At 25.7% G+C, this 24,337-nt stretch carries 21 protein-coding genes, 1 tRNA gene and 2 pseudogenes; 16 read left to right on the forward strand and 8 right to left on the reverse strand.

Translation table 11 applies throughout. From position 1 onward, the window contains the following. The first annotated feature begins 455 nt into the window (after nt 1-455). Nucleotides 456-794 carry a hypothetical protein gene (locus tag KQY27_RS01340; RefSeq protein WP_224424781.1) on the forward strand — a complete coding sequence of 113 codons (339 nt, stop codon included), beginning with the start codon at nt 456-458 and terminating at the stop codon, nt 792-794. A gap of 205 nt (nt 795-999) precedes the next feature. Here KQY27_RS01340 and KQY27_RS01345 read toward each other — a convergent pair whose 3' ends face one another. The 5 genes and pseudogenes from KQY27_RS01345 to thiI form a co-directional block, all read right to left on the reverse strand. Then, nucleotides 1,000-1,245, reverse strand: coding sequence for a hypothetical protein (locus KQY27_RS01345; RefSeq protein WP_224424782.1), 246 nt, complete (start codon nt 1,243-1,245; stop codon nt 1,000-1,002). An 81-nt stretch (nt 1,246-1,326) separates the two neighbouring features. Next, complete coding sequence (locus KQY27_RS01350) at nt 1,327-1,527, reverse strand: transposase (RefSeq protein ID WP_342765733.1); 201 nt, start codon at nt 1,525-1,527, stop codon at nt 1,327-1,329. Nucleotides 1,528-1,785: 258 nt separating this feature from the next. Further along, nucleotides 1,786-1,887 (reverse strand): annotated as a pseudogene (locus KQY27_RS01355) (transposase); the annotation flags it as partial. 442 nt (nt 1,888-2,329) lie between these two features. Next, nucleotides 2,330-3,538 (reverse strand): GMC family oxidoreductase N-terminal domain-containing protein, encoded by a 1,209-nt coding sequence (locus KQY27_RS01360; protein ID WP_224424783.1) that lies wholly within the window; start codon nt 3,536-3,538, stop codon nt 2,330-2,332. A gap of 90 nt (nt 3,539-3,628) precedes the next feature. After that, the gene (gene thiI, locus KQY27_RS01365; protein ID WP_224424784.1) at nt 3,629-4,774 is read right to left on the reverse strand and encodes a tRNA uracil 4-sulfurtransferase ThiI; all 1,146 of its coding nucleotides are present in this window, start codon (nt 4,772-4,774) and stop codon (nt 3,629-3,631) included. 507 nt (nt 4,775-5,281) lie between these two features. Between thiI and KQY27_RS01370 the strand changes: the two genes are divergently transcribed. From KQY27_RS01370 to KQY27_RS01425, 13 genes are all read left to right on the forward strand, one after another. Continuing rightward, on the forward strand, nt 5,282-5,854 hold the full coding sequence (locus tag KQY27_RS01370; protein ID WP_224424785.1) for a class I SAM-dependent methyltransferase: 573 nt from the start codon (nt 5,282-5,284) through the stop codon (nt 5,852-5,854). 1,242 nt (nt 5,855-7,096) lie between these two features. Further along, nucleotides 7,097-7,966, forward strand: coding sequence for a nitrogenase iron protein (nifH, locus tag KQY27_RS01375; RefSeq protein WP_224424786.1), 870 nt, complete (start codon nt 7,097-7,099; stop codon nt 7,964-7,966). 130 nt (nt 7,967-8,096) lie between these two features. After that, nucleotides 8,097-9,638, forward strand: coding sequence for a nitrogenase component 1 (locus KQY27_RS01380; protein ID WP_224424787.1), 1,542 nt, complete (start codon nt 8,097-8,099; stop codon nt 9,636-9,638). Between the two features lie 82 nt (nt 9,639-9,720). After that, complete coding sequence (locus tag KQY27_RS01385; RefSeq protein WP_224424788.1) at nt 9,721-11,064, forward strand: nitrogenase component 1; 1,344 nt, start codon at nt 9,721-9,723, stop codon at nt 11,062-11,064. A gap of 196 nt (nt 11,065-11,260) precedes the next feature. Further along, nucleotides 11,261-12,280: an ABC transporter ATP-binding protein gene (locus KQY27_RS01390; protein ID WP_224424789.1), complete on the forward strand. Its 1,020-nt coding sequence runs from the start codon at nt 11,261-11,263 to the stop codon at nt 12,278-12,280. A gap of 6 nt (nt 12,281-12,286) precedes the next feature. Further along, complete coding sequence (locus KQY27_RS01395) at nt 12,287-13,072, forward strand: ABC transporter permease (protein ID WP_224424790.1); 786 nt, start codon at nt 12,287-12,289, stop codon at nt 13,070-13,072. Between the two features lie 518 nt (nt 13,073-13,590). After that, on the forward strand, nt 13,591-14,652 hold the full coding sequence (locus KQY27_RS01400) for an ABC transporter substrate-binding protein (RefSeq protein ID WP_224424791.1): 1,062 nt from the start codon (nt 13,591-13,593) through the stop codon (nt 14,650-14,652). Between the two features lie 128 nt (nt 14,653-14,780). Beyond that, complete coding sequence (locus KQY27_RS09205) at nt 14,781-14,915, forward strand: hypothetical protein (RefSeq protein ID WP_255596582.1); 135 nt, start codon at nt 14,781-14,783, stop codon at nt 14,913-14,915. Between the two features lie 35 nt (nt 14,916-14,950). Then, on the forward strand, nt 14,951-15,808 hold the full coding sequence (locus tag KQY27_RS01405; protein ID WP_224424792.1) for an ABC transporter permease subunit: 858 nt from the start codon (nt 14,951-14,953) through the stop codon (nt 15,806-15,808). A gap of 110 nt (nt 15,809-15,918) precedes the next feature. Then, the gene (locus KQY27_RS01410; RefSeq protein WP_224424793.1) at nt 15,919-17,289 is read left to right on the forward strand and encodes a chitobiase/beta-hexosaminidase C-terminal domain-containing protein; all 1,371 of its coding nucleotides are present in this window, start codon (nt 15,919-15,921) and stop codon (nt 17,287-17,289) included. Nucleotides 17,290-17,916: 627 nt separating this feature from the next. Further along, on the forward strand, nt 17,917-18,183 hold the full coding sequence (locus KQY27_RS01415; protein WP_224424794.1) for a hypothetical protein: 267 nt from the start codon (nt 17,917-17,919) through the stop codon (nt 18,181-18,183). Nucleotides 18,184-18,346: 163 nt separating this feature from the next. After that, complete coding sequence (locus KQY27_RS01420) at nt 18,347-19,210, forward strand: hypothetical protein (RefSeq protein ID WP_224424795.1); 864 nt, start codon at nt 18,347-18,349, stop codon at nt 19,208-19,210. A 64-nt stretch (nt 19,211-19,274) separates the two neighbouring features. Beyond that, nucleotides 19,275-20,414 carry a radical SAM protein gene (locus tag KQY27_RS01425; protein ID WP_224424796.1) on the forward strand — a complete coding sequence of 380 codons (1,140 nt, stop codon included), beginning with the start codon at nt 19,275-19,277 and terminating at the stop codon, nt 20,412-20,414. 52 nt (nt 20,415-20,466) lie between these two features. Here KQY27_RS01425 and KQY27_RS01430 read toward each other — a convergent pair. Then, a tRNA-Cys gene (locus tag KQY27_RS01430) sits at nt 20,467-20,539 on the reverse strand. A gap of 371 nt (nt 20,540-20,910) precedes the next feature. Here KQY27_RS01430 and KQY27_RS01435 point away from each other — a divergent pair. Further along, nucleotides 20,911-21,264: a NifB/NifX family molybdenum-iron cluster-binding protein gene (locus tag KQY27_RS01435; protein WP_224424797.1), complete on the forward strand. Its 354-nt coding sequence runs from the start codon at nt 20,911-20,913 to the stop codon at nt 21,262-21,264. 136 nt (nt 21,265-21,400) lie between these two features. After that, nucleotides 21,401-22,159: a formate dehydrogenase accessory sulfurtransferase FdhD gene (gene fdhD, locus KQY27_RS01440; protein WP_224424798.1), complete on the forward strand. Its 759-nt coding sequence runs from the start codon at nt 21,401-21,403 to the stop codon at nt 22,157-22,159. A gap of 433 nt (nt 22,160-22,592) precedes the next feature. Here fdhD and KQY27_RS01445 read toward each other — a convergent pair. Both KQY27_RS01445 and cysE read right to left on the reverse strand, forming a co-directional pair. Next, nucleotides 22,593-22,970, reverse strand: a pseudogene (locus KQY27_RS01445) (transcriptional regulator); the annotation flags it as partial. Nucleotides 22,971-23,228: 258 nt separating this feature from the next. After that, the gene (cysE, locus tag KQY27_RS01450) at nt 23,229-23,873 is read right to left on the reverse strand and encodes a serine O-acetyltransferase (protein WP_224424799.1); all 645 of its coding nucleotides are present in this window, start codon (nt 23,871-23,873) and stop codon (nt 23,229-23,231) included. Nucleotides 23,874-24,337 lie beyond the last annotated feature (464 nt).

The following is a 24,337-nucleotide window of genomic DNA, read 5'->3' on the forward strand; positions in this document are numbered from 1 at the left end:
ATCTTTGTAAAATGCTCTCTTATATAATAAGATATGTAATAAAAATGATTTTATAACCAAGATTTTTATTACAATATATGTCTTATATTGGTCTTTATTAATCAACAATATATGTAAAGTGGAATAATATAGGATGATAATAGCACTATCTTCAAGGTATTTTCATAATTACGCCCGATAACCACCCTTTATGAAGTTATTTACTTTTATGAAGTTATTTATTATCACCTATATTATCTCTTTATTAATAATATATAAAGTTTATAGTAATAAATAATATTATTATGTGGAGAGGTACTGCTTTTTTTACTATTTACTTTAACTTTATGTTTATTATAAATCAGGATGCTAAAATATAATACTCCTTTATTGGATAATATTTTTTTTATTTTAGGGCTTTAATTATATAATTTAATGTGTAATATAAATAAGTGAACAGGGTGTGGAAAAAACTTATGTTAATGAGAAAAAATATAAGAATTTTGTATTTGGCTTTAATCCTAACAGTTTTATTTGCACTTACCATGAACACTACCTTCGCAACTGATATTACTAACAGTACGGATGATGGTGGTATTTTAGTACTTGCTCCTGGTAATTACACAGGATCTAACAATAAAGGAATAACTATTAATAAGAATGTGACAATCCAAGGAAACGGATCAGCTAATCAAATAATCATCGACGCACAAGGAACAAACAACATATTCAATATACTACTCTGTTGTAATGTAACTATTATTAACATCACATTCATCAACAGTAATGCCACTAGTGGAGGAGCTATCATATAACAATGGTACACTACTAACCGTTAAAAATTGCATATTCAACAACAACACCGCAAATATTTTAAATAATAAATATTCTTCAAATAATATATAATATTAAAATAATATATGATTTTAAAATAACTTAGACAAACTAGATAACTAAAAATAGATAAATTATGTTAAAATAGATGAAGATAGTTTAAAATAAGTTTAGGGTGTTAGATTTTCACATTTCAGTGAGTTGTTGTATGGGTTTTTTTGTTCTGTATTCTTGTGATGTGATGAGTCTTGCTAAAAGTACATTTAAATATGTTGTTTTATAGATAAATTCTTTTGTATAGTGATGTATTCTTCTTAAAGATAGTGCTTGTTTTAGTATTTTGTTGAAATCTTCGATTTTACTTCTTATTCCTTTGTAATCTTTCCATTTTTTAAACATTTCTCTTGATTTCCGAGTTAATTCGAGGTACAAATTTTTATTCTTATTTTCACCAGTGAAACATTCAATTGGATATGAAATGTTGTCGAAAACTTTTCTTAATGGGTTTTTACCTCATGGAAATATTAAAATAGAAGTTTTATGCTTTATTATTGCTGTTTGATAATTATCTTTACTAAAATATCCTTTATCAAAGAGTATTCTATCTCTTCTTCGGATAATTCTTCTTTTTTTCAGTTTTTGCATAATTTCATCAAATATTTTCGCATCGTTGGGACTTCCTTCATGTTTAACATGGTTAATGATTGCATAGATTTACAGTCTATAGCTAATGTTAATTTTAACCCTATATAAAATCCTTTTTAGCTTGAATAACCCCATTTATAAGGCTTTTTCTTTAAACTTTTCTTAGAAATTCTATGACCAAACCAATTTATAGTTTAAGACATTAGTTTTTTAAATAATGTTTTTATTTTTTAAAAATTTTTTTATCCATTTATTTGCAAATGAAATGGATTTAGTTAAATTATAAAAGTTTATTTTTATGTTTTCTCTTAATTCTTCCAAATTATTAATCAATAAAGGAGAAATTTCTCTTTTAATTGATTTCCACACAAATTCTATTGGGTTTAAGTCTGGAGAATAAGGAGGTAAATAAACAAGCTTAATATTAAGATTTTCAGCTGCTTTAGTAGTAAATTTAGATCTATGTGGTCTGAAAAAAATTGTTTTTGTATCTATATTTTTTTTTAAGTGGGGTGGTTTTATGTTGTTATAGGGGGCTGAATATTGATTTTGGGCTGATATAAGGCTTTGTTGTATGGGTGGTGTTTTTTTTTTGGATTTGTATAATATATATTCAATATATTATAATAATGTTACAAAAATAGATAGTGAACGTTTTCTATCTATTGTTTTTATATATTAGTACTTTCATATTAGTTATTTTATATTTGGTTTGGAAGTTTTTTTTATTAATGATGAAAATATTATTTTTCATACTAAAACAGGATCATGTTTTTTACAGATGAACCAAGGTTTTTAAAGAAGAATTGAAATTTATTTTTTAGCATAAAAATTTAATAATGGAGGTGATTTCATAGATATACTTGATATATTATATATTTTCAATCAAATATTTTGAAAGTCTCTTGGATAAAGCTAAAATAGCTACTATTGGAGGAGCTCCAGGTGCTTCAGGAATAACACTTGCATCAGAAACAAATAAACCTTTATATTCTGTTTCTAAGTTTGTATCAACGATATCGCCTATGGCAGCTGTTCCTCCTGGATGAGCACCTCTTAATCTAGTAGAGACTATTGTTGTTGGATCAACTCCTGCTGCTACAAGAATAGCTCCAGCAGTAGCTGCACCTTCAGCTATAAATCGAACGTCCTTTATAGTGTTTTCTTTTATGATTTCTCCATCTATAATTTTCCCATGGTTGTCATCTGGAATTTTAACCATAATACTTAAAATATCACTTTTTTTAACATCATCATCACCAATATTTTCATTCAATAATATTGAATAATGAGGAGCTAAAACAAAATTTCCTCCAACTACCAATGCATTCATTGTAACTTCAGTATTATAATTAATATCTTTTATAACTCCACCTACAGTAACAAATGGATCCATGAATAATTTTTCACCAGCAGCTATACCAGAATTTTGAAGAATAATAGCTGAATCAATTCCTCCAGCAGCTAATACAACAATATCAGATTCTATAATATCAATAGAACCATCAGAATTTTTAACTTTAACGCCTTTAACAGATCCACCATCTTCAATAATTTCAGTTACTTCTGTATTATCAATTAGCTTAGCTCCATTTTCAATAGCTATTTTAACAAAATCTTGTGATGACCATTTTGCATCATTAGGACATCCCCATGCACATTTTCCACATTGTGTACAATCTTCTTCTCTAATGAATTTAGGCATTTTTACAACTGGAAGTCCAATAGATTTAGCTGCTTCCATAAACTTTTTTGTACCTTTACCAAAATGAGAATCATCCATTTCATGGATACCTATTAATTCTTCAACTTCATCAAGTTCTTTAGATATATCTACATCATATTTAGCTAATTCCTCTTCAAGAAGTTTAACCCCATTACCTGCAGCTACAACACTTGATCCACCAACACAGACAGTTTTTGAAAGATCTAAATAGTCATCAATCTCATCATAATATTTATATGAATCTTTCACATCACAAAATGGACCTTTTTCAACGATTGTTACTGGAATATTCGATTTAGCTAGTTCCATTCCAATAATAGCTCCACCAACACCAGATCCTACAATTAACACCATAATTTAACCTCTATATATTTTTAATTTATTTTAATTTTATAATATTTTTTAATAAATTCATCAATAATTTTTCCAATTACTTCTGCTTACTTAATAAATTTCATCAATAATTTTTCCAATTTCTTCGTCTTGAGATATAGATTCAATAGCTTCATGAACTCTATTAATATCAGATTTAGTTTCAGGATAACGAGGAACAGCTGAACATCCACCATCATCAATTTCAGATATAGGGAATGTTCCTATTTTTCTAGCTATTTTTTCTATTTCAACTTTATCCAGCCCAATAAGAGGACTTAATATAGGAAATTCAGCTCCATCACGAGTAGCTAATATATTAGGAAGAGTTTGAGATGCAACTTGTCCTACACTACTTCCATCAACAATACCTAATGCATTTTCTTTTTTAGCAACTTCACTAGCTACTCTATACATTCCAGATTTACATAAAACACAAGTAAGCTTTTCAGGAGCATTTTCCTTACAAGTTTTTAGATAATTTCCATATTTAATAATCTTAGTTTTTATTGGAGAACCATATGAATATTCATTTAATTTATCTACTAACTTTTCAAAGTTTTCAGTTACTTTAGAACCCGCAAAAGGATCATTATCAAAATGGATTGCAGTTATAGAACATCCTCTTTTCATCATTAAATAAGCAGCTACTGGTGAATCAATCCCACTTGAAATTAGAGCAACAAGTCTTCCTTGTGTTCCAAGAGGTAAACCTCCAGGTCCTTTAATCTTCTTGTGATATATATAAGTTTCATTATCCCTAACTTCAACAAATATCTCTAATTTAGGATTTGATAAATCAACTGGACATCCTAATTTTTCAATTATGACTCCTCCAGCAAAAGCAGCTAATTCTTGTGATGAAAAATCATGATTACCAACACGTCTACATCTAATAGCAAATGGTGTATCAGAATCAATTAAATCTTCATCAGCTAATTTATCACTATAGTTAGATAATGCTTTTTCAATATCTTCAAAGCTAGTAACAGTACAAATAGCTGGAGAAAAAGAAACAACTCCAAAAATTCTTTTTAATTTTTCATAAGCTTCATCAAAGTCATTTGGAAATACAAATACTCTTCCTTGACTTATATTTATTCTACAATCAAAAGCAGATTCTATATTAGATTTTAGCTTTCTTTCAAATCGTGCCCTAACACGAGGACTTTTTATTCCTATTTCTCCATATCTAGCTATAATTAAATTATAATTCATTTTTTCTCCTATTTTATAATATTTTTATTAAATAATTATATTTCATAAATATCACAATTCATTAGATAATTGCTAGATTAATTCTTATATAATTACTTTTTAATTAAATTCTTTTACAAATCATTTCCCATTACACTATTATTAGCTATTTTACCCTTATTTTTATTTTTTTGCTCCTATTACTTCTTTAATTTTTTATAATAAAATTTATAAAAAAATACATATGTTTAAATAACAATTGTTATAAATTGTTTAATGAAATTATTCTAATTATAGTATTTAAATTTTTTCCATAATTATCAATTTACATGAATATCACTTTTTAAAAAAACAAAAATGTAAAATAAAAATAAAAATGAAAATGAAAAAAGTAAAAAATGAAATTAATGGAAATAATGAAAAATAAAAAATGAAAAGAATAAATAAAAATTACAAATTAAAATTAATTAACCATTATTAACCATTAAATAATTAAAATAAAATTTATCAACAATAAGAGGTGATATATTGAAGATACGTGAAAGTGGAATGCCTGAGAAGTCTTATTGGGAAAAGCTATTAGATGTTGATTTAATACTAAAAAAATTAGAAATTAACAAAGAGATAGAAACTCTTGTAGAATTTGGATGTGGTTATGGTACTTTCACTATTCCTTCTTCAAAAACAATTAATGGAAATATATTTTCATTTGATATTGATAATGAAGTTTTAGAGATAACAAAAAATAGATTAGCTAATGAAAATATAAAAAATGTAGATTTATATAAAAGAGATTTTATTCTTAATGGAACAGGAATCGAAGAAAATTCAGTAGACTATGTAATGTTATTTAATATATTACACCATGAAAGTCCTGAAGATTTACTAAATGAATCATATAAAATTCTTAAGAAAAATGGAAAACTTGGTATAATACATTGGAATTATGATTCAAATACTCCTCGAGGACCAAGTATGGAAATACGCCCCAGACCAGATAATATTAAACAACAAACATTAAATGTTGGGTTTGATCTCTTGAAAAAAGAAATATTAGATCTACCTCCTTATCATTATGGATTTTTATTTTTTAAACCATAGTTTTCATCATTATAATAAAATTAAATATAAAATTAAATATGATAATCTCATATTTTTTTGTTATTCATAGTAACCTTTATATATGATGCTGATAATTTATTAAATAACGATTGTTATATTTTATGAAATTAATATTTTATTTAATATAAAATTTATTTCATACACTATAAGAAAAGTTAAAATTGTATGTAAAAGAAGTATATAAACTATATGTAAAAAATATATGTAAATTAATAAAAATTAATGAGAAATTCAGATAAAAAGGAATATCAATGAAATAATTTAATAAAATTGAAAAATATTCAATGAAATTTAATTAAAATAACTATAATTAACTATAATTAAATAAAAAATGAATAAAAATAAATACATTTAATTGAAATATACATTATAATAAAAATAAATGCTAAAACCCATTAAAAGACCTATATTAAATGAATAAATTAAATCATCAAAAATGTATTAACAAAATTATTAAATGAATTTTATGGATATTAAAATAAAATTTTATGTGAATTCTAATGAAATATTAAATAAAAATTTATATATAAAATAAGTAATGGAGGCTAAAAATTGAATTCTATGTGTGATATGAAAGAGATGAAAGAATATTCATTTATTGGTTCAATGAATAGTATCCGATTTACTAAAGTGCATATGAAAAAATCTTTTTTTATGTGTTTTAAACTATTTTTGAGGCATAAATCTTATTCAATCATTGAATTTATATGTTGATTATTAAATTGATAGATTAATGGTTAAGATTAATCAAGCATATTTAATGTAAACTAATATAAATTATTTCAGTGAAATATTTTATTAATTATAATATTTTGAGTACATTTTTATTAAATTAATAAAATTAAATAAAAATTAATAAAAATTAAAAATTTATAAAATTATATAAAAATATTTTTTATAAAAATATTTAAAGACCTTATAAATTTCTAATAAATTTTTTAATATTTTTAAATTTTTATTTCACTGAAATTTTTTATATATAATGATATTAAATATTTAAATTTTCTAAATATTCTATATATACTATATATTCTTATATATTCCATATATTTCACAAATATTTTAGATTTTTTAAATATCTTTTATTTTTTTATATTAAGATTAATCTTAAGTTAAAATTAATCTTTATCAATTTTTAAAGTTGTATCATGCTTTCAATAAAAGTTTAAATAAATATAACAATTGTTATGTTTATTCGATTATCTAAATGAGGTAGAAAATTTGAAAAAAATAAAAGAAATAGCTATTTACGGAAAAGGTGGAATTGGAAAATCTACCACTACGTCAAACATTAGTGCAGCATTATCAGATGCTGGATATAATGTAATGCAAATAGGATGTGACCCAAAAAGTGATTCAACAAATACACTTACAGGAGGAAAATCAATCCCAACTGTACTAGAATCATTAAGAAAAGGGAGAGGAGCAGTAAAAGTAGAAGATGTGATATATGAAGGTTTTAATGGAATACATTGTATTGAAGCTGGAGGTCCAGAACCAGGAGTAGGATGTGCTGGAAGAGGCATAATCACAGCAGTAGAATTTTTAAAACAAGAAAATGTTTTTGAAGAATATGCTCCAGATATTGTACTATACGATGTTCTTGGAGATGTTGTATGTGGAGGATTCGCAATGCCAATCAGAGAAGGTGTAGCAGATCAAGTATATACAGTATCATCTGCAGATTTTATGGCTATTTATGCAGCAAATAATCTATTTAAAGGTATTAAAAAGTATTCTTCCGGTGGTGGAGCACTTTTTAGCGGAGTTATTGCAAACTCCATAACATTTTCAGCCCAAAAAGATATTTTGAATGACTTTGCAAAACAAACAGAAAGTACAATTGCAGGATTTGTTCCACGATCATTAGCTGTTACTCAAGCAGAATTATCTGGTAAGACAACAATAGAAGCAGATCCCGACAGTGACCAAGCAAAAGTTTATAAAAAATTAGCTAAGGATATTTACAAAAACAAAGTTGAATATGTACCTTCACCATTAGAAAGCGATGAATTAAAAGAATGGGCTGAATCTTGGTCTGATAAATTAATAGAGTTAAAGAAACAAGAAGAGGGAGATTTCAAAATCTAGAATTTCAAAATGATTTAAAATTAAAAATTAAGGATGAGTTAAAAATTAAAAATTATAGGTGATTTAAAAATTTAAAATTTAAAATGAATAATATTTGAGGAATTTAAGGAATAATATTTGAGGTAATAAAATGGCAAAAAATGAAAAAGATTCAGAAGATTATATAGTTGAATTAGACAAAAACACATGTCCTACACGTGAACAACGTGCAAATGGAACTAATGTGTATTTTGGAAAAGCTAGTGAACTTCTTGAAGATGCAAAGAAAGGGAATTTGAAATGTACTGAAAGAGGATTTCAACAATCTGGAGGATGTATTTTAAATTTTTACCTTTCTGTGAGAGTTTCAACTATAAGAGATGCAGCTATAATATTCAATGGACCAGTAGGTTGTTCTCATGCTGCATTAAGTTATAAAGAGTTATATGGAGCTATCCCAGAATCTTTAGGAAAACCAACTAATTATAATTTAAATTGGCTTACAACAAATCTTGGTGAAGATGATGTTGTTTTTGGAGCTAAAGAAAAACTAATTGAAGCTATTAAAGAAGCTGAAGAAAGATATGAGCCAAAAGCTATCTTTATCTTAACAACTTGTGTTACAGGAATCATTGGAGAAGATATAGAATCAGCTGTAAACGAAATACAACCAGAAATAAAAGCAACAATAGTTCCAGTACATTGTGAAGGAGTAAGATCTAAAATAATGCAAACTGGATATGATGCATTTTGGCATGGAGTATTAAAATATCTAGTTAAAAAACCTAAAAAGAAACAAAAAGATTTGGTCAATATAGCTAGTATGTTATCATATGCATGGCAAGACAGAATTGAAATTGAAAGACTACTTGGAAAATTAGGTCTTAGAGTAAATTTTATTCCAGAATTTGCAAGTGTTGAAGACTTTGAACAATTAGCTGAAGCAGCTGTTACAGCACCAATTTGTCCAACATATACTGATTATCTTTCAAGAGGACTTCATCAATATCATGATGTTCCATTCTTTATGTATCCATCTCCGATTGGTATACAAAATACTGATGAATGGCTTAGAGAAATAGCTAAATACACAGGAAAAGAAAAAGAAGTGGAAGAGCTTATAGCTGAAGAACATAAAAAATGGGTACCTAAACTAAAAGAAATCAGAGATAAATTCAAAGAAATAGAAATTGAAAGAGATGGTAAAAAGATCGACGTTTTAGGATCACTTGGACAAGGAAGACTTGTTACTCAGCTACCTTTCTTTGATGAATTAGGAATTAAATCATCTTCAGCAATGGCTCAAGATTTTGATAATATTTTAGTAGATGAATTAGAAGAAGTTATTGATAAAGTTGGAGACTTTAATGTAATGGTAAATACATTCCAAGCTGCAGAACAACTTCACATTACTGAACAAACTAAACCTGATATGGCTTTAACTTGTCCTTTCCAAGGAGGAGCTTGGAAACGTGAAGGATCTGTTTCAAGATTACATTCATTAAGAGGAGATCCAAGAAAATGGAGTACTCAAGCAGGATATGCTGGTGCAATTGCATATGGAAACTTCTTACTTCAAGCACTTAAAAATGAATCTCTCCAAAGACTTTCAAAAGAAAATACAGGAGTAGGTGTGAAACAATGGTATTTAGACCAACCAGATCCATTATATTTTGCTGAAAAAGGGAAATAATATGAAATAATAGGAAATAAACGGGAAAATGAAAAATATTGAAAATAAAACAAATTATTAATTAAAATTAGGAGAGGAAAAATTGAGCAATAAAGCTGAAAATAAAGTTGATGAATCAAGTTCACCTAGAATTGTAGAAGCTCCAAGATATGGTTGTACATTATCTGGAGCTTATGAAGCAGCAGTTGGATTGAATGAAGGAGTTCCAATTCTTCATTCAGGATCAGGTTGTGGTATGAGTCAACTATTTGGTGCTAATTATGGAGGAGGGCAAAACGCTCCTGGAGATTATGGAGGATCTTCAACTCCATGTTCATGTTTAGTTGAAGAACATGTAATCTTTGGAGGAGAAGACAAATTAAGAAAATTAATTGATTCTACTATTAAAATTTCAACAGGTGAATTTTTTACTGTTATCTCAGGATGTGTACCATCACTTATTGGAGATGATGTTGATGCAATAGTTAATGAATTTCGAGATAAAGCTCCAATTATCCATGTGAATGCACCTGGATTTAAAGGAAATTCATTTGAAGGTTATGAGTTGTTTTTTGAAGCACTTATAGACCAATATCTGACTCCTGCAAAAAGAAAAAGAAAGACACTCGTGAATATATTAGGTGTTGTTCCATATCAGCATATATTTTGGAAAGGAGAACTTAAAGCTATAAAAGATTTGCTTGCAAAGTTTAATATTGAAGCTAATGTATTATTTGGAGAATTTAATACAGTTGAAAATATAGAAAAGATACCAGCTGCTGCATATAATATTGTTTTATCTCCATGGGTAGGACATAGAGCAGCTAAAAAGCTTGAAGAAAAATTTGGAACACCATATATTAGCTTTCCAGGTTCACCTACAGGACCTATACAAACAACAAAATTCTTATATAAATTAGCCGAAATACTTCCAATCAATAAACAAAAACTCAAAAAATTTACTGAATCTGAAAATCGTAGAGTATATCGTATGGTTGAATATGCAGGGGATATTCTACAGTTTGATGTTCCTAATGTATACTTTGGAGTTGTTGCTGATTCTAATACTGCTTTAAGTATCACAAGATATCTGACTGATGAAGTTGGTCAACTTCCAGATATTGTTATAATTACTGATAATCCTCCTGAAGAATACAGGGAAAGTATAGTTAATGAAATAACAAGTTCTGAAGAAATTCAATTTACTCCAGACATTATTTTTGAAATCGATTCATTTAAAATAACTAAACTATTAAAAGATAGACCGTTTTTAAACCTCTATGCTAGCTCGCTCGAATCAGTTATTACAGGTGAATTAGAAACTACACATGTAACTGTTTCTTTCCCTTCATTTAATAGAAATGTTTTAGGAAGTAATTATGTTGGTTATGATGGTGGTTTGAACCTAATTGAAGATCTTTTTTATGATAAAGCAGGTCCTTTATAACTATTTTTTATATTTTATAATATTTTAAACATTTATAAAATAAATAGTTTAATTTATTATATTATTTTTAATAATTTAGACTAATCTTTTGTATTTTAATATTAAAAGAAATGAAATAAAAAATATTATAACAATTGTTATATCAAGAATAAAAAATAGAAAAAAATAGGAAAAATAAGAAAAAATAGGAAAAAAATTGAATATTAAAATAAATTTAAAGGAGGGTGAAAAAATAAGTGAAACAAATACAGATAAAAAAGGTATAATATGGTATGAACAACCAAATAAATCAGTTAAAATAAGTATCAAAAATGTTAAAAAGATTTTTAAAAGTAAAAATAAATCAAAAGAAGATTTGATAGCATTAGATGGAATAGATCTGGATATTAATAATGGTGAATTTTTAGTTATTTTAGGCCCAAGTGGCTGTGGAAAATCAACATTACTTGATATTATAGGAGGACTTTCAACACCAGATTCTGGTGAAGTCAAAATTGATGAAAATATTGTTGAAGGACCAGGATTAGACAGAGGAATTGTATTTCAACAATATGCTCTTTTACCATGGAGAAATGCACTAAAAAATGTAACTTTTCCTTTAGAAGCAACTGTTGATAAAAAAGAAAGAGAAAAAATTGGTAAAAAATATTTATCTCTTGTAGGATTATCTGGATTTGAAGATAGATATCCAAATGAATTAAGTGGAGGAATGAAACAGAGAGTAGCTATAGCAAGAGCATTAGCTATTGATCCTGAAATATTATTAATGGATGAACCATTTGCAGCAGTAGATGCTCAAACTAGATCTATATTACAGGAAGATTTACTAAAAATTACAACGAAAACTGAAAAAAGTGAAAAAGCTGAAAAAACAGTTGTTTTCATTACACACAGTATTGATGAAGCAATATTTTTAGCTGATAAAGTAGTAATAATGACAGCAAGACCTGGTACGATAAAAGAAATAGTAAATATTCCATTTTCAAGAAAACATAGATTTAAAACAGATTTCAAAAGTAGTTCTGATTTCTCTAGTTTAAGACATAAAATATGGGAACTTTTAAAAGAAGAAGTAATAAAATCTCAAGAAACTGAAGAAATTAAGGAAAATGATGAGGATAATGGAAACAATAATGATAATAATAAGAACAAAAATGAGAATGAGAATGAAAATGGAAAATTTGAAGAAATTATAGATAAAGGAGTAGGGATTTAAATTAACTTGTCAAAAACTTCACCAATTTCCATTATCAAATCTCTGCTTCATAATTATATTGCAATTATAATTTTCTTATTAGCATGGCAGATCCTTCCAACACTTGGCATTGTAAATCAAATATTTATTCCAACTCCAACTACAATTCTTGCTGAAATGTGGACTTTATGTCTAGATGGAACATTACAATATAATACTTTAGTAAGTTTATGGAGAGTATTTGCAGGTTTTGGAATAGCTATTTTAGTTGCATTGCCTCTTGGCTTTTTATTAGGAGGTTTTTTTAAAAACTTTGAAAAAGCTGTTAATCCACTTTTGCAACTTTTATCTCAGGCAAACCCTTTTACATTGTTTCCTATATTTATTGTATTTTTAGGAATAGGTGAACTTTCAAAGATATCTATTATATATTGGGTATCTCAATGGCCAATAATGCTTAATACAATAACAGGTATTTCAAATGTTGATCCAGTTTTAGTAAAAATGGCAAAATCATCTGGTCTTGGAAAAGTAGCTATATTTACAAAAGTATTAATTCCAGCTTCTCTACCAACAGTTTTTACAGGAATTCGTATGGGAGCAGTATTTGCATTTTTCATGCTTATTGGTGCAGAAATGTTAGGTTCAACATCTGGTTTAGGACATATGATCATGCAGGCTCAAATGGTCATGCAGATTCCTAAAATGTGGGCAGGAATTGTGACTGTTGCAATACTTGGATACATTGTAAATTATGTATTAATGTATTTAGAAAAAAGAGTTTCCACATGGAAACTAGAGACTGAAGCTTAAATATAACTATTTCAAGTTTAATAATTCAGATTGAATAAGTTTAACAGGTTTAATAAGTTTAATATAGCTTTAATATAGCTTTAATAAGTTTGATATAATTTAATAATTTTAATATAACTTTAATAAAATATTAAAAAATCTTTAAAAAAGAGATATATTAATTTAATATTTTACTTTAAACATTATGAGGTGATGTAATGATGTATTGAGAAAAGATACTTAAAAAAAATAAACTTATGGAAGTTTTAAAAAGTAATAGACAGGAAATAATATCCTGCCTATTTTTCGCGCATATCCAATAAATTGAATATACATAAAATAGTAAGATTGATCTCTTATTTAAAGATTAATAATTTTATGATTATAATTTTATAATTTTATTAATTTATTAATTTATTAATTGTATCAATTTTATCTATAAAATAATAATGAAAATTAGAAATCTAAAAAATTTAAATTAAAATAAAACTCATTGAAGATTTATTTAAAATTTATTTAAAAAATTCGGAGAAAACAAAATGGTAAATAAAAAATTAGGAATTATAGCTATAGCTGTTGTAGTTATTATTGCAGTTTTAGCTGCCGTGGTACTTTTACCACAAACTACTGAAGCAGGGAGTATAAACGGAGCAATAACAAAAGATTGTTCAGGTACTCCTTGGTTTGTAGGAAATGAAAAAGGATTCTTTAAAAAAAATAATGTAACTGTAGTTGATAAAGGAGATATCCCATATGCTCAACAACCTGCAGCACTTTCAAGTGGAGAGCTAAATGTGTATGATGGACATCCAAATGCATTGATAAATTTACTAAAAAGTGGAGTTAAAGTCAAAGCTGTTGCAGTAACTGGTGCAGAACCAATTAACGGTTCTATTGAAGAAGAACATATGCATTGGCTAGTTAAGGACGATAGTCCTTTAAAAAGTGCTGAAGATTTACAAAAATTTGTAAAAGATAATGGTCGTAAAGTCAAAATTGGAGTATTAGCTACTGGTGTCTGTGCTGATCTTGAAACTAATGCATGGTTAAGAAAAAATAATATAACCCCAAATGATACTGTAGAGTACGTAACTCTTCCTGATAATCAACAAGAACAAGCTTTATTACAAGGAGATATAGATGTTGCTACATTACACCCACCATTCTATGCAAAAGCAGAAAAAGATAGTAATGATACTAATGATTCAAGTAAAAAATTAAGAATTCTTACTACATCTACTGAAGCATTTGGTCCTGCTGCAGGATTATCATTTGCTGTAGTTGATGAAAAATTCATAAAAGAACATCCAGATGTTGTTAAAAACTTTATAAAAGCATTTAAAGAATCAAACCAATGGTCTAATGAAAACCGTCAAGAAGCAGGAGAAATAACCTCTAAAAACATTGATTTACCATATACAGCTAATGTTCATTGGTACAGCCCATCAGGTAAATTTGATGCAGAAGTAGATGGATACATCCAAGAGTGGATTGATGCAATGGTTGCAGATGGATTGATAAAAGAAGGAGAGTATGAACCAAAAGATCTTTACACAACTGAATTTAAAGATGCATGGGACGTTAATTTACCTAATCAATAATTAAAATTTTAAATTTTCTTTTTTTTAAAATTTTTAATAACAATTGTTATATTTATTTTAATAGAATAAAATGAAAATTATAATAATTATATTATAACGGTAAAAAATGCCAAATAAAAAAAATATCAGTGATCTCAGTAGAAAACATCTCCAACAAGGAACAGAGAGCTAATAGTATAAATTTATTCTTTGGAAAAGCATCTGAACTTTTAAAAGTATCAAAAGAGGGTGATTTAATTTTAGAATTAATTTATCAAAAATAAAACAAAACAAAATAAACTAATTAAAGAGGATTATAATGGAGAAGAATAGTAAAAATCAATTCATTAAATCCAAAATATCTAATAGTAAAATATTTAATAATAAGCTATTTAATAATAAAATATTCAACTTAATTAAGTCTTATTTTATTAAATATATAGCTATTATTATTTTTATAATAGTTTGGCAATTTCTTTCTATTACTGGGTTTTTTGATGAGAATTTTGTATCTTCATTTACAACTACTGCTTATACTATGCTATATTTAATTTTTAATGGAATTATTATTGAAGATGCCCTTTATACTTTTTTAAGAATAACAATTGGTGTTTTTTTAGCTATTTTAGTTGCAATTCCATTAGGATTTTTAGTCGCTGGATTTTATAAAAAATTAGAAATATCAATTAATCCATTATTTAGATTTTTAGAACAATTAAATCCTTTTGGATTTTTCCATTTTATTATCCTGTTAACATTATTAAATGAACTTTCAATAGTTTTAGTGATATTTTGGGCAGCATTATGGCCATTACTAAATAATACAGTATCAGGAGCAAGAAATATTAAAGAAGAATATATAAAAATAGCGAAAGCATCAAATTTTGATAATTTTGATATATTTTGGAAAGTACAGCTAAGAGCTTCTTTAGCTAATATTTTTACAGGACTTCGTTTAAGTGTGATATTTGCATTTTTAGCTGTATTTGGTGTTGAAATGATGGGTATGACAACTGGAAAAGGATTAGGATATTTTATTATGACTTCTCAAATGGCAGGTAATGTTCCTTACATTTGGGCAGGTGTTGTTACTGTAACATTGCTTTCAGTATTTATTATTAAAATTATCAATCAAATTGAAAAATATTTTGTAAAAGAAAAAATAAGAGCATTTTAATTTATAAAAAAAATTTTATTTAAACTATATTCAGTAAACAAAATGCCATTAAACTAAAAATAATTTAATAAAATGACAAAAATTGAAAAAAACAAAAGAGGGAAAAGAATATGTTAAAAAAAATTTATCTTATATTAATCATTATTGGAATATCATGCTTTGTTACAATAGTTCCATTATCTGCTACTGATGAGATTAATATTGAATCAACTTATGATTCTGGTACTTACTATAATCAAATACATGATCTTAAATTAATATCGGATAAGGAAAATATAAATATTTATTATACTACAAATGGATCTACACCTAATGAATCAAGCAAGCTTTATAATCAAAGTAAATCTATTATGATTCATCAAAATACAACTTTAAAATTTATTGGTTATAATGTTACTAATAGTTCACAAACTTCACAAGTCTACACTTTTGACTTTATTATTGATGAAAATTCTACCATAACTCCAAATCTAGTAGCTGGTACATATTATAATCAGATTCATAATCTTAGAGTGTCTTCAAGTAGTGGTGGGGTTATTTATTATACAACAGATGGATCTACTCCAAATAATCAAAGTAATCTATATGATGGTGATGTGATAATGATACATCACAGTCAAAGTTTAAAATTTATATCATATGATAAAAAAGGTGTTGGTTCACAGATATACTCATATCAATACATTATAGATGAAAATCCAAATATTACTCCAAATATTAAACCTGGTACTTATTATAGTGAAATACACACACTTAAAGTATCTTCAAGTAGTAATGGAACTATTTATTATACAACTGATGGTTCAGCACCAACAAATAAAAGTAAAAAATATGATGGAAAAGTAATAATGGTTCACCATAGCCAAATTTTGAAATTCATACTTTATAGTGATACTTCAAATTCTAAAGTTTTTAGTTATAATTATACAATAAATAAATCTCCAGTTACTGCTAATCCCTCATCAAAAAAGATTAATAAGAATTTTAAAGTGAGTTTATCAATCAAAGGTAATGGTAAAATTTATTATAAGTTGAATAATGATGCTTATAAGTTGTATAGTAAGCCTATTAAGATAACTAAAAGTTCAAAATTAAATTTCTATGGTAAAGATAGTTTAGGACATGATTCCAATGTTTTAACTAAAAAATATGTTATAGACAAAGTAGTTCCAAAGATTAAATCTTCAAGTCCTAAGAGTTATGGTAAACTTAAAGGTAAAAATGTAGTTATAGCTTATTCTGAGAAAATAGACAAAGTAAATTCTAAATCATTAAGTAAAATTACTTTAATCAATACTAAAAATAAGAAAAAAGTGAGTATTGATGTTAAAATTTTGAATAATAAGTTAATAATAAGTCCTAAAGCTAAACTCAAACCTAATATAAAATATTATATTGTTATACCAAAAAAGACTATAAAAGATATTGCAGGCAATATCTTTTCTCCTTTGAAGCAATATAAATTAACGTTTAAAGTATAGCAACTACAGTTTGATCGTGATTTTGAAGGTGATTTAAATTTTAAAAAAAGAATACTTAATAATAATAGCAATTATTATAGTTGCATTTGCAGGAATTATTGGAGCTTATGCTATAAATGAAAGTTTCTTTAAAACATCAGATAACTGTCAAGATAGTTATGTCAATAGCTCTAGTGAATTATCATCTAATAATTCTTCTGAAAATTTAAGTAATGATGGAAATTTAAAAAGTAGTTCTAATAATAACTCTAATCTAAAAGGAGAAGATAATAATCTGAATAAGAATACTCAAGGAAAATCTGATAATAACCAATTAAATAATAATCAATTAAAAAATACCAATAATGAAAAAGATGGAGGCAATAAGGATTCAAACGCTCCAAAACAAGAAAAATGTCCTGAATGTGATTGAATAATTTATTTGGTGTTTTGTAAAAGAATGGTTTTAAAACTGACAATTCATAAACACCATAGTTTCAGGATTAAGTTATTTAGAACCTTAAATTAAAAAATTTTGATATATTAGTCAATCTAATTAATTACATAATTTAGTTCTATAATACATAATTTAATTATATAATTTAATTATATGACTTTAATAATATACTCAATAATTAGGAGAATTATATGAAAAAAAAGAATTATGTGATAATAGCTGTGATATTAATCCTTGTATTTATATCTGTTTTTGCTATATCATTATTTATATTTCAAGGAGACGAAGAAGACATATGCCATCAGTGTAAAATGTTGAATTGTCATGATCATGCTTCTGGAGATAATTACTGTTGTAATATGTGTAGTATGGAAAAAGGAAGCAAATGTAACTGTCCAATGCCAATGAAAGAAGATAATAATTCTAATGTGACTGTAAACAGTTCTGTAGCTGAATAAAATAGTTCAAACATGAATATGTCTAATAATTTATATGATTATTTTAATATTAATTAGATATTTTATCTATACATAATAATAAATCATCGAATAATAAAAATAATAAAAAAATAATAAAAATAAAAATGAATTCATTAAATGAATTTTTATAGGAAAAAATAATATGTTTAAACGAAAAAAATTAGAATCAATAGATTCAAGTACTGTTACTCTTGTTGGGTCAAATATAATTTTTATTTGGGGAATAATATTAGGAATAATGACTTTTATTTATTCAATTATCAATGGAAATTTAAGTTTTCTTTCATTGACTATTCTATTTTCAATAGCATTTGGATCTTTATTAGGAGCTATTGTTTATTATTTTATAGGAACTTTTCTTTATAACTTTCTTTCAAAAAAAATATCAGTTTCATTTGATTTATATGATGATGGGCAAGTTAAAAAAATTTCTATATTACCAGTTTCTGCTATTATAACATTAATAAATATTGTGTTTGTGATTTTAACTTATCCACTCTTGAAATTAATTTTAGAGGTTATTTTAACTGATTTATCTTCATTATTAAGTCTTACACCAACAATTTCAACAATAGGTCAAACTATTGATATTTTAACAAACCCGATAATTATTTTAATAGTTATTGTATTATCATTTGTTCTACCATTTTTAGGAATTTTTGTATATAATTTAATATCTAAAAAAATTGGAGGAATAATACTTAAACTGGATGGAGTTAAACTAGATACCAGCACTAATGAAGTAAATAATAGTGTTAATTATACTAATAAAGTCATTTACATTAACCCATTGAAATTTGGATTAATTTCTGCTATTTCCTCAATTATTCCTTATATAATTGTTCTTATTATAGTGATTTTTTTATTTGTTTCTATATCTTATATTATATTGATTGAAAGTATTATAGGAGGATTCATAGGAATATTTATATTTACTACAATATCTGCTTATATTTATAATATAATAGCTAACAAATCAAATCCTATTGAAGTTGAATTGAAATGATGCCTACATTGATAAATATTAGATGAAAATGAGACTATAGTGAAATTATAAGGAGGTTATAATTATGGTAGATTATTTATTATTAAAAGCAACACTACTTACCGAAGGAATAAGAGCAGATAAAGAAAGTTTAAAAGATATTGGAACAAAATACAAAGAACAGAACCATGGACTATTTGGTTGGGATTTTGAAACACATGTTGATGTAAAACTTCCAGATGATTTTTATCTTCCTGATGGCACTATAGTTCAATATAGATTAAATTCTTCTTCCCCCTACAATGTTCGAAAACTTGAAGGGGAAAAATTAATTTTGCACCACAATAATCATGAGATCTGTGAAGTTAAATGGATGAATCGTCCAGAATACTACAATCAAAAAACAAGTTCTGGAAAAGAAATGGTTAAAATAGGCCAGTTAGGTGGAAAGGACTGTTTATTCTTTTGTTTCCAGAATTACTGTTCTAATTTTAAAAATAATGAACAATGCTCTTTTTGTAACCTTGTTTCAACAGCTACTACCTATAAATCAGTGATTAGAAAAAAAGAAGCTAAGGATATAGGTGAAGTTGCAGCAACTGCATTTAATGAAGGTCAAGCTAAACATATTAATATGACAGGGGGTTGTTATATAAGTGGAAAAGAGCTTGAAGTTGTTGGAAACATATTATTTGAAATGAAAAATCAGACAGGAATGGAAAGAATTCCAGGTTTGATAGCTCCAGCTCCTGCAAAAGGAGATGATATAATTCAAGGGTACTATGATACTGGTATCCAATCTCTTAGTTTTAATATGGAAGTCTGGGATCCAAAATATTATGAAGCTATATGTCCTGGAAAATCATCAAGTACAAGTCATGATGAATTTATAAAATCAATTAAACAAGCTATTGGGATTTTTGGAGAAGGAAATGTTTATGTAGCTATGGTCATGGGATTAGAACCTAAAAATACATTTTTAGAAGGAATAACTTTTCTTTCAGAGTTAGGAGCTAATGTTATTCCATTTGTATGGTCTCCAAATCCAGGATCTAAATTAGAAGGACATAGGGCTCCTTTTGCAAGTTGGTACAAAGAAACAATACTAGAAGCTAGTGATATTGTCTATAATAATAAAGTTCCTTGGGGTCTTGAGAATCATTGTTATGAGTGTGATGGAAATTCACTATTACATGATGCTTTAAGATTAAAAGGTGTTAAATAATAACTATTAAAAAAGAGAATATCATATCAAATATATTAAATAATATATTTAAAGCCAAGGGAGAGATTTGAACTCCCGTTAAAATGGATTTGCAGTCCACCGCTTGGCCTCTAAGCTACCTTGGCATTACTATAATATAAGATTTAATCAATATTTAAATTTTTGGATATTAAAGAATCTTAATTATTATATAACTATTCAAAAAAGTTCATTATTCATTTTATAGTATAATCTTAATTTTTACATAAACTCCACATTTTTATAGACTTTACTTATAACTTTACTTATAGATAAGATATAAATACTATAATTTAAATAATTTTATTAAATATTTATAACAATAGTTATTTAAATATATGTATTTTTTGATACTAATAATTCTAATAGAAAAATATAATGTAATAATTAAATCAATTATAAATCAATTTTAATATAAAATAATAAAAAATAATAAAAATAATAGATAAATATATAAATAATACAAAAGGAGGAAAAAATGACATTTAAAGTTGCAGTTGCAAGTACAGATAATGAAAATATTAATGAACACTTTGGAAAAGCAAAGAGATTTTTAATATATAAAATAAAAGATGATGGATCTTATGAATTTCTTGAAAATAGAGAGAATAATCCTCCTTGTAACAATGGAAAACATGAAGGAAACATCATGATTGATAGTGTAGACTTAATCGAAGATGTAAGTATTCTCTTGGTATCAAATGTAGGTCCTGGAGCTATAGACTTATTGATTTCAAAAGAAATCAAACCATATGTAACATCTTTTACTATTGAAGATGGTTTAAAAGAAATAAGTGTTCTTGAAAAAGAACTACATCAAAATAATGATTAATTAGACTATTTATTAAATAAATTAGATAATAGGATGATTATAATGGTTGTTAAAATTTTCTAATTAAGACTAAATTAAATCAATATTTTAAACTAGCATTATAAATTTTGTATAAATATAGAGGAGATTGAAAAATATGTTAATGACTGATAATGTTAAAGCTTCATTTTATAAAAATGGAGCTTATATTGATAAAGAAGAAGAAATAGTCGCTGATGAAACAATAACTGTAGTAATTAATGAAACATTAACAAGAAGTTTTTCAATTAGCCCTAATTCTTTAGAAGATTTTACTGTGGGATATATGTTAGGAGAAGGAATTATTGAAACTGTTGATAATATAGAAAAACTTGAAGTTAATGGTAACAAAATAACAGCTACTGTGAACTTGGAAGATTTTGATATTATGAAAGAACTTATTGTTGGATCTGATTGTTTTGGAGGTTGGAGAACAAAAATTGATTTGATAAACAAAGTAGAATCAGATTTTAAAGTCAGTGGTGAAGAAATACTAGAGAATATTGAAAAAATTAGAGAAAAAGCTACTACTTGGGAAAAAACTGGAGGAACACATGTAGCTGGATTAGTAAATAATGAAAAAGATAAATTTATTTCCAGAGAAGATATAAGTAGACATGTTGCAGTTGATAAGGTTATTGGAGCATCTGCAAGAGAAAAACTAGACTTTAAAAATTCATATATAGTTTATAGTGGGAGAATGCCAGCAGATGTATTGATTAAACTAGCTAGAGTAGGAATTCCTTTAATAGCTTCTAATGCAGCACCAACACTATCTGGATATACTGTAGCAGATGAAGCTAATATTACTATGATAGGATTTGCAAGAGAAGATAAATTCAATGTGTATACTCATCCTGAGCATTTAAAAAAATAGAAAAACATTATCAAAATATTTTCAATTAAATCTCATCAATTAATCAATATTCATCAATTAAATTAATATTTATTAATTGAATCTCTAATTAAATATTAAATCAATATTTATCAATTAAATTAATATTATACTATATTAATTTCTAAATAAATTAAATATAAAGTAATAATAATTAAATTTAGTATATTTTTAGTATATTTAAATTAATTTATAATATATTTAATAATAAAAATAATAAAAAATATATGTAAAATATATAAAATGAATATAAATAAATTATGAATTAAATATAAATTAAATACAGATAACTAAATAAAACTAAATATAATATATTTATCACTTAAATATCATAAAATAATATATATTCTGAAGGATCAGAGCAAACATTACAATCTTTTGCAACAATACCCTTTTTACGAAGAACTTCATTATCACAAGTACTTGAATCACTACCTAAACATGCTTTACAGCCTTCAGGAACAACATCTTTTTCTTTATGTAACAAACATAAAATATCTTCAGCTTTAGTTTTTCTGCAAATTTCACAGATTCTTGGAATAATATCTATTTTTTCAATTTTCCCATCTTTTAAATCATGCGCTAATTTATTAATCATTCCTAAAATTTCAATATTAAATCCAACTTCATTGCCTCGTTTATCACTAAGATATTGAGATACTGCAGGTTGGGTTATATCTAAAATTGATGAAATCTCTTTTTGCTTCATTCCAAGCTCAAAAAGTTCTTTAGCTAAAACTGATCTAATTCCTGGAATTAAGTACCATACAACAATCTCACATGGTGGTTTCATCATTTTCACCTCCTGTAAATTTAATTTTTTATATGTTTAAATTTTATTATTAACACAGTATATTTTATTATTAACATTATATATTTAATATATCTTTATTAACTTTTATTATAATTTTTTAAATAAAATTAATATTCAAAATTACCATTCATATTAATAGTTATATAATAGTTATAATATCATAATATATCAATTTTAATCTAGACTTATTTATTAATTAATCTTTTTTTATTTTATATTTTTAATTTTGTATTATAATTAACTTTTATTATCTTGTTTAAGTTTAATAATTTCATTTTCTAAATATTTTTGCCTTTTTAAAAGCATTTGAAGAGTTTTATCAATAGGATCTGGAAGATTTTGATGTTCAAGATCTATAGCACATTTTCTTTCTTCTTGAACTATTTTTCCAGGAACCCCAACAATAGTAGCTCCATTAGGAACATTATCCAAAACAACTGATCCTGCTCCCACTTTAGATCCATTTCCAAGAGTAATATTTCCAATTATAAGAGCCCCTGAACCAATGACAACTCCATCTCCAACAGTAGGATGTCTTTTTTCCCTGATTGTGCTTGTTCCTCCAAGTACAACTCCTTTGTATAAAATTACATCATTACCAATTTCAGCAGTTTCACCAATAACTACTCCCATTCCATGATCAATAAAAACTCTACGTCCTATTTTAGCTGCAGGATGAATTTCTATTCCTGTGAAAAATCGATTAATCGATGAAACAATTCTTGCTGATAAATATCTGCCATGATTCCATAGATAATGGGCAAATAAATGGTACCATATAGAGTGTAAACCTGAATAACAGAGAAATATCTCAAATGAACTTCTTGCTGCAGGATCTCTTAGATTAACCATTAATATATCTTCTTTTATTCTTTTAAACATTTAAATCAATGAAAAATTTAATTACAAAAATCTACTTTAAAAACAATTAATTATTATGCAAATGCTTTATTACCTATAAAATTTTTTAGTTATAATAAATCACTACAATAAATACATGTTAATGCCTTCAAGAATGATATACATATCTAACAATGGCAAATTAGAAATATAACATTAATATTACAATTGTTATATTAAATTATATTATCTATTTTATAGTATATAAATGTTAATATTTTTATATCGACATTAAGTTTAAAAACAAGAAAAACCAAAACATTTATAAATAATAATATAACAATAGTTATTATATAACAATAGTTATAAAATCAAGATATAGAATATAAAAAATCATTAACTTAAAATTAGAACTAATTTTCTTATATTAAGTTAATTTTGTTTATTTTATTAATTAATCTATATTAAAATTGATCTATTTTGTTAAATTAGGATTTTGACGATAT

The sequence above is a fragment of the Methanobrevibacter sp. TMH8 genome (assembly GCF_020148105.1).
Taxonomy (GTDB): Archaea; Methanobacteriota; Methanobacteria; order Methanobacteriales; family Methanobacteriaceae; genus Methanobinarius.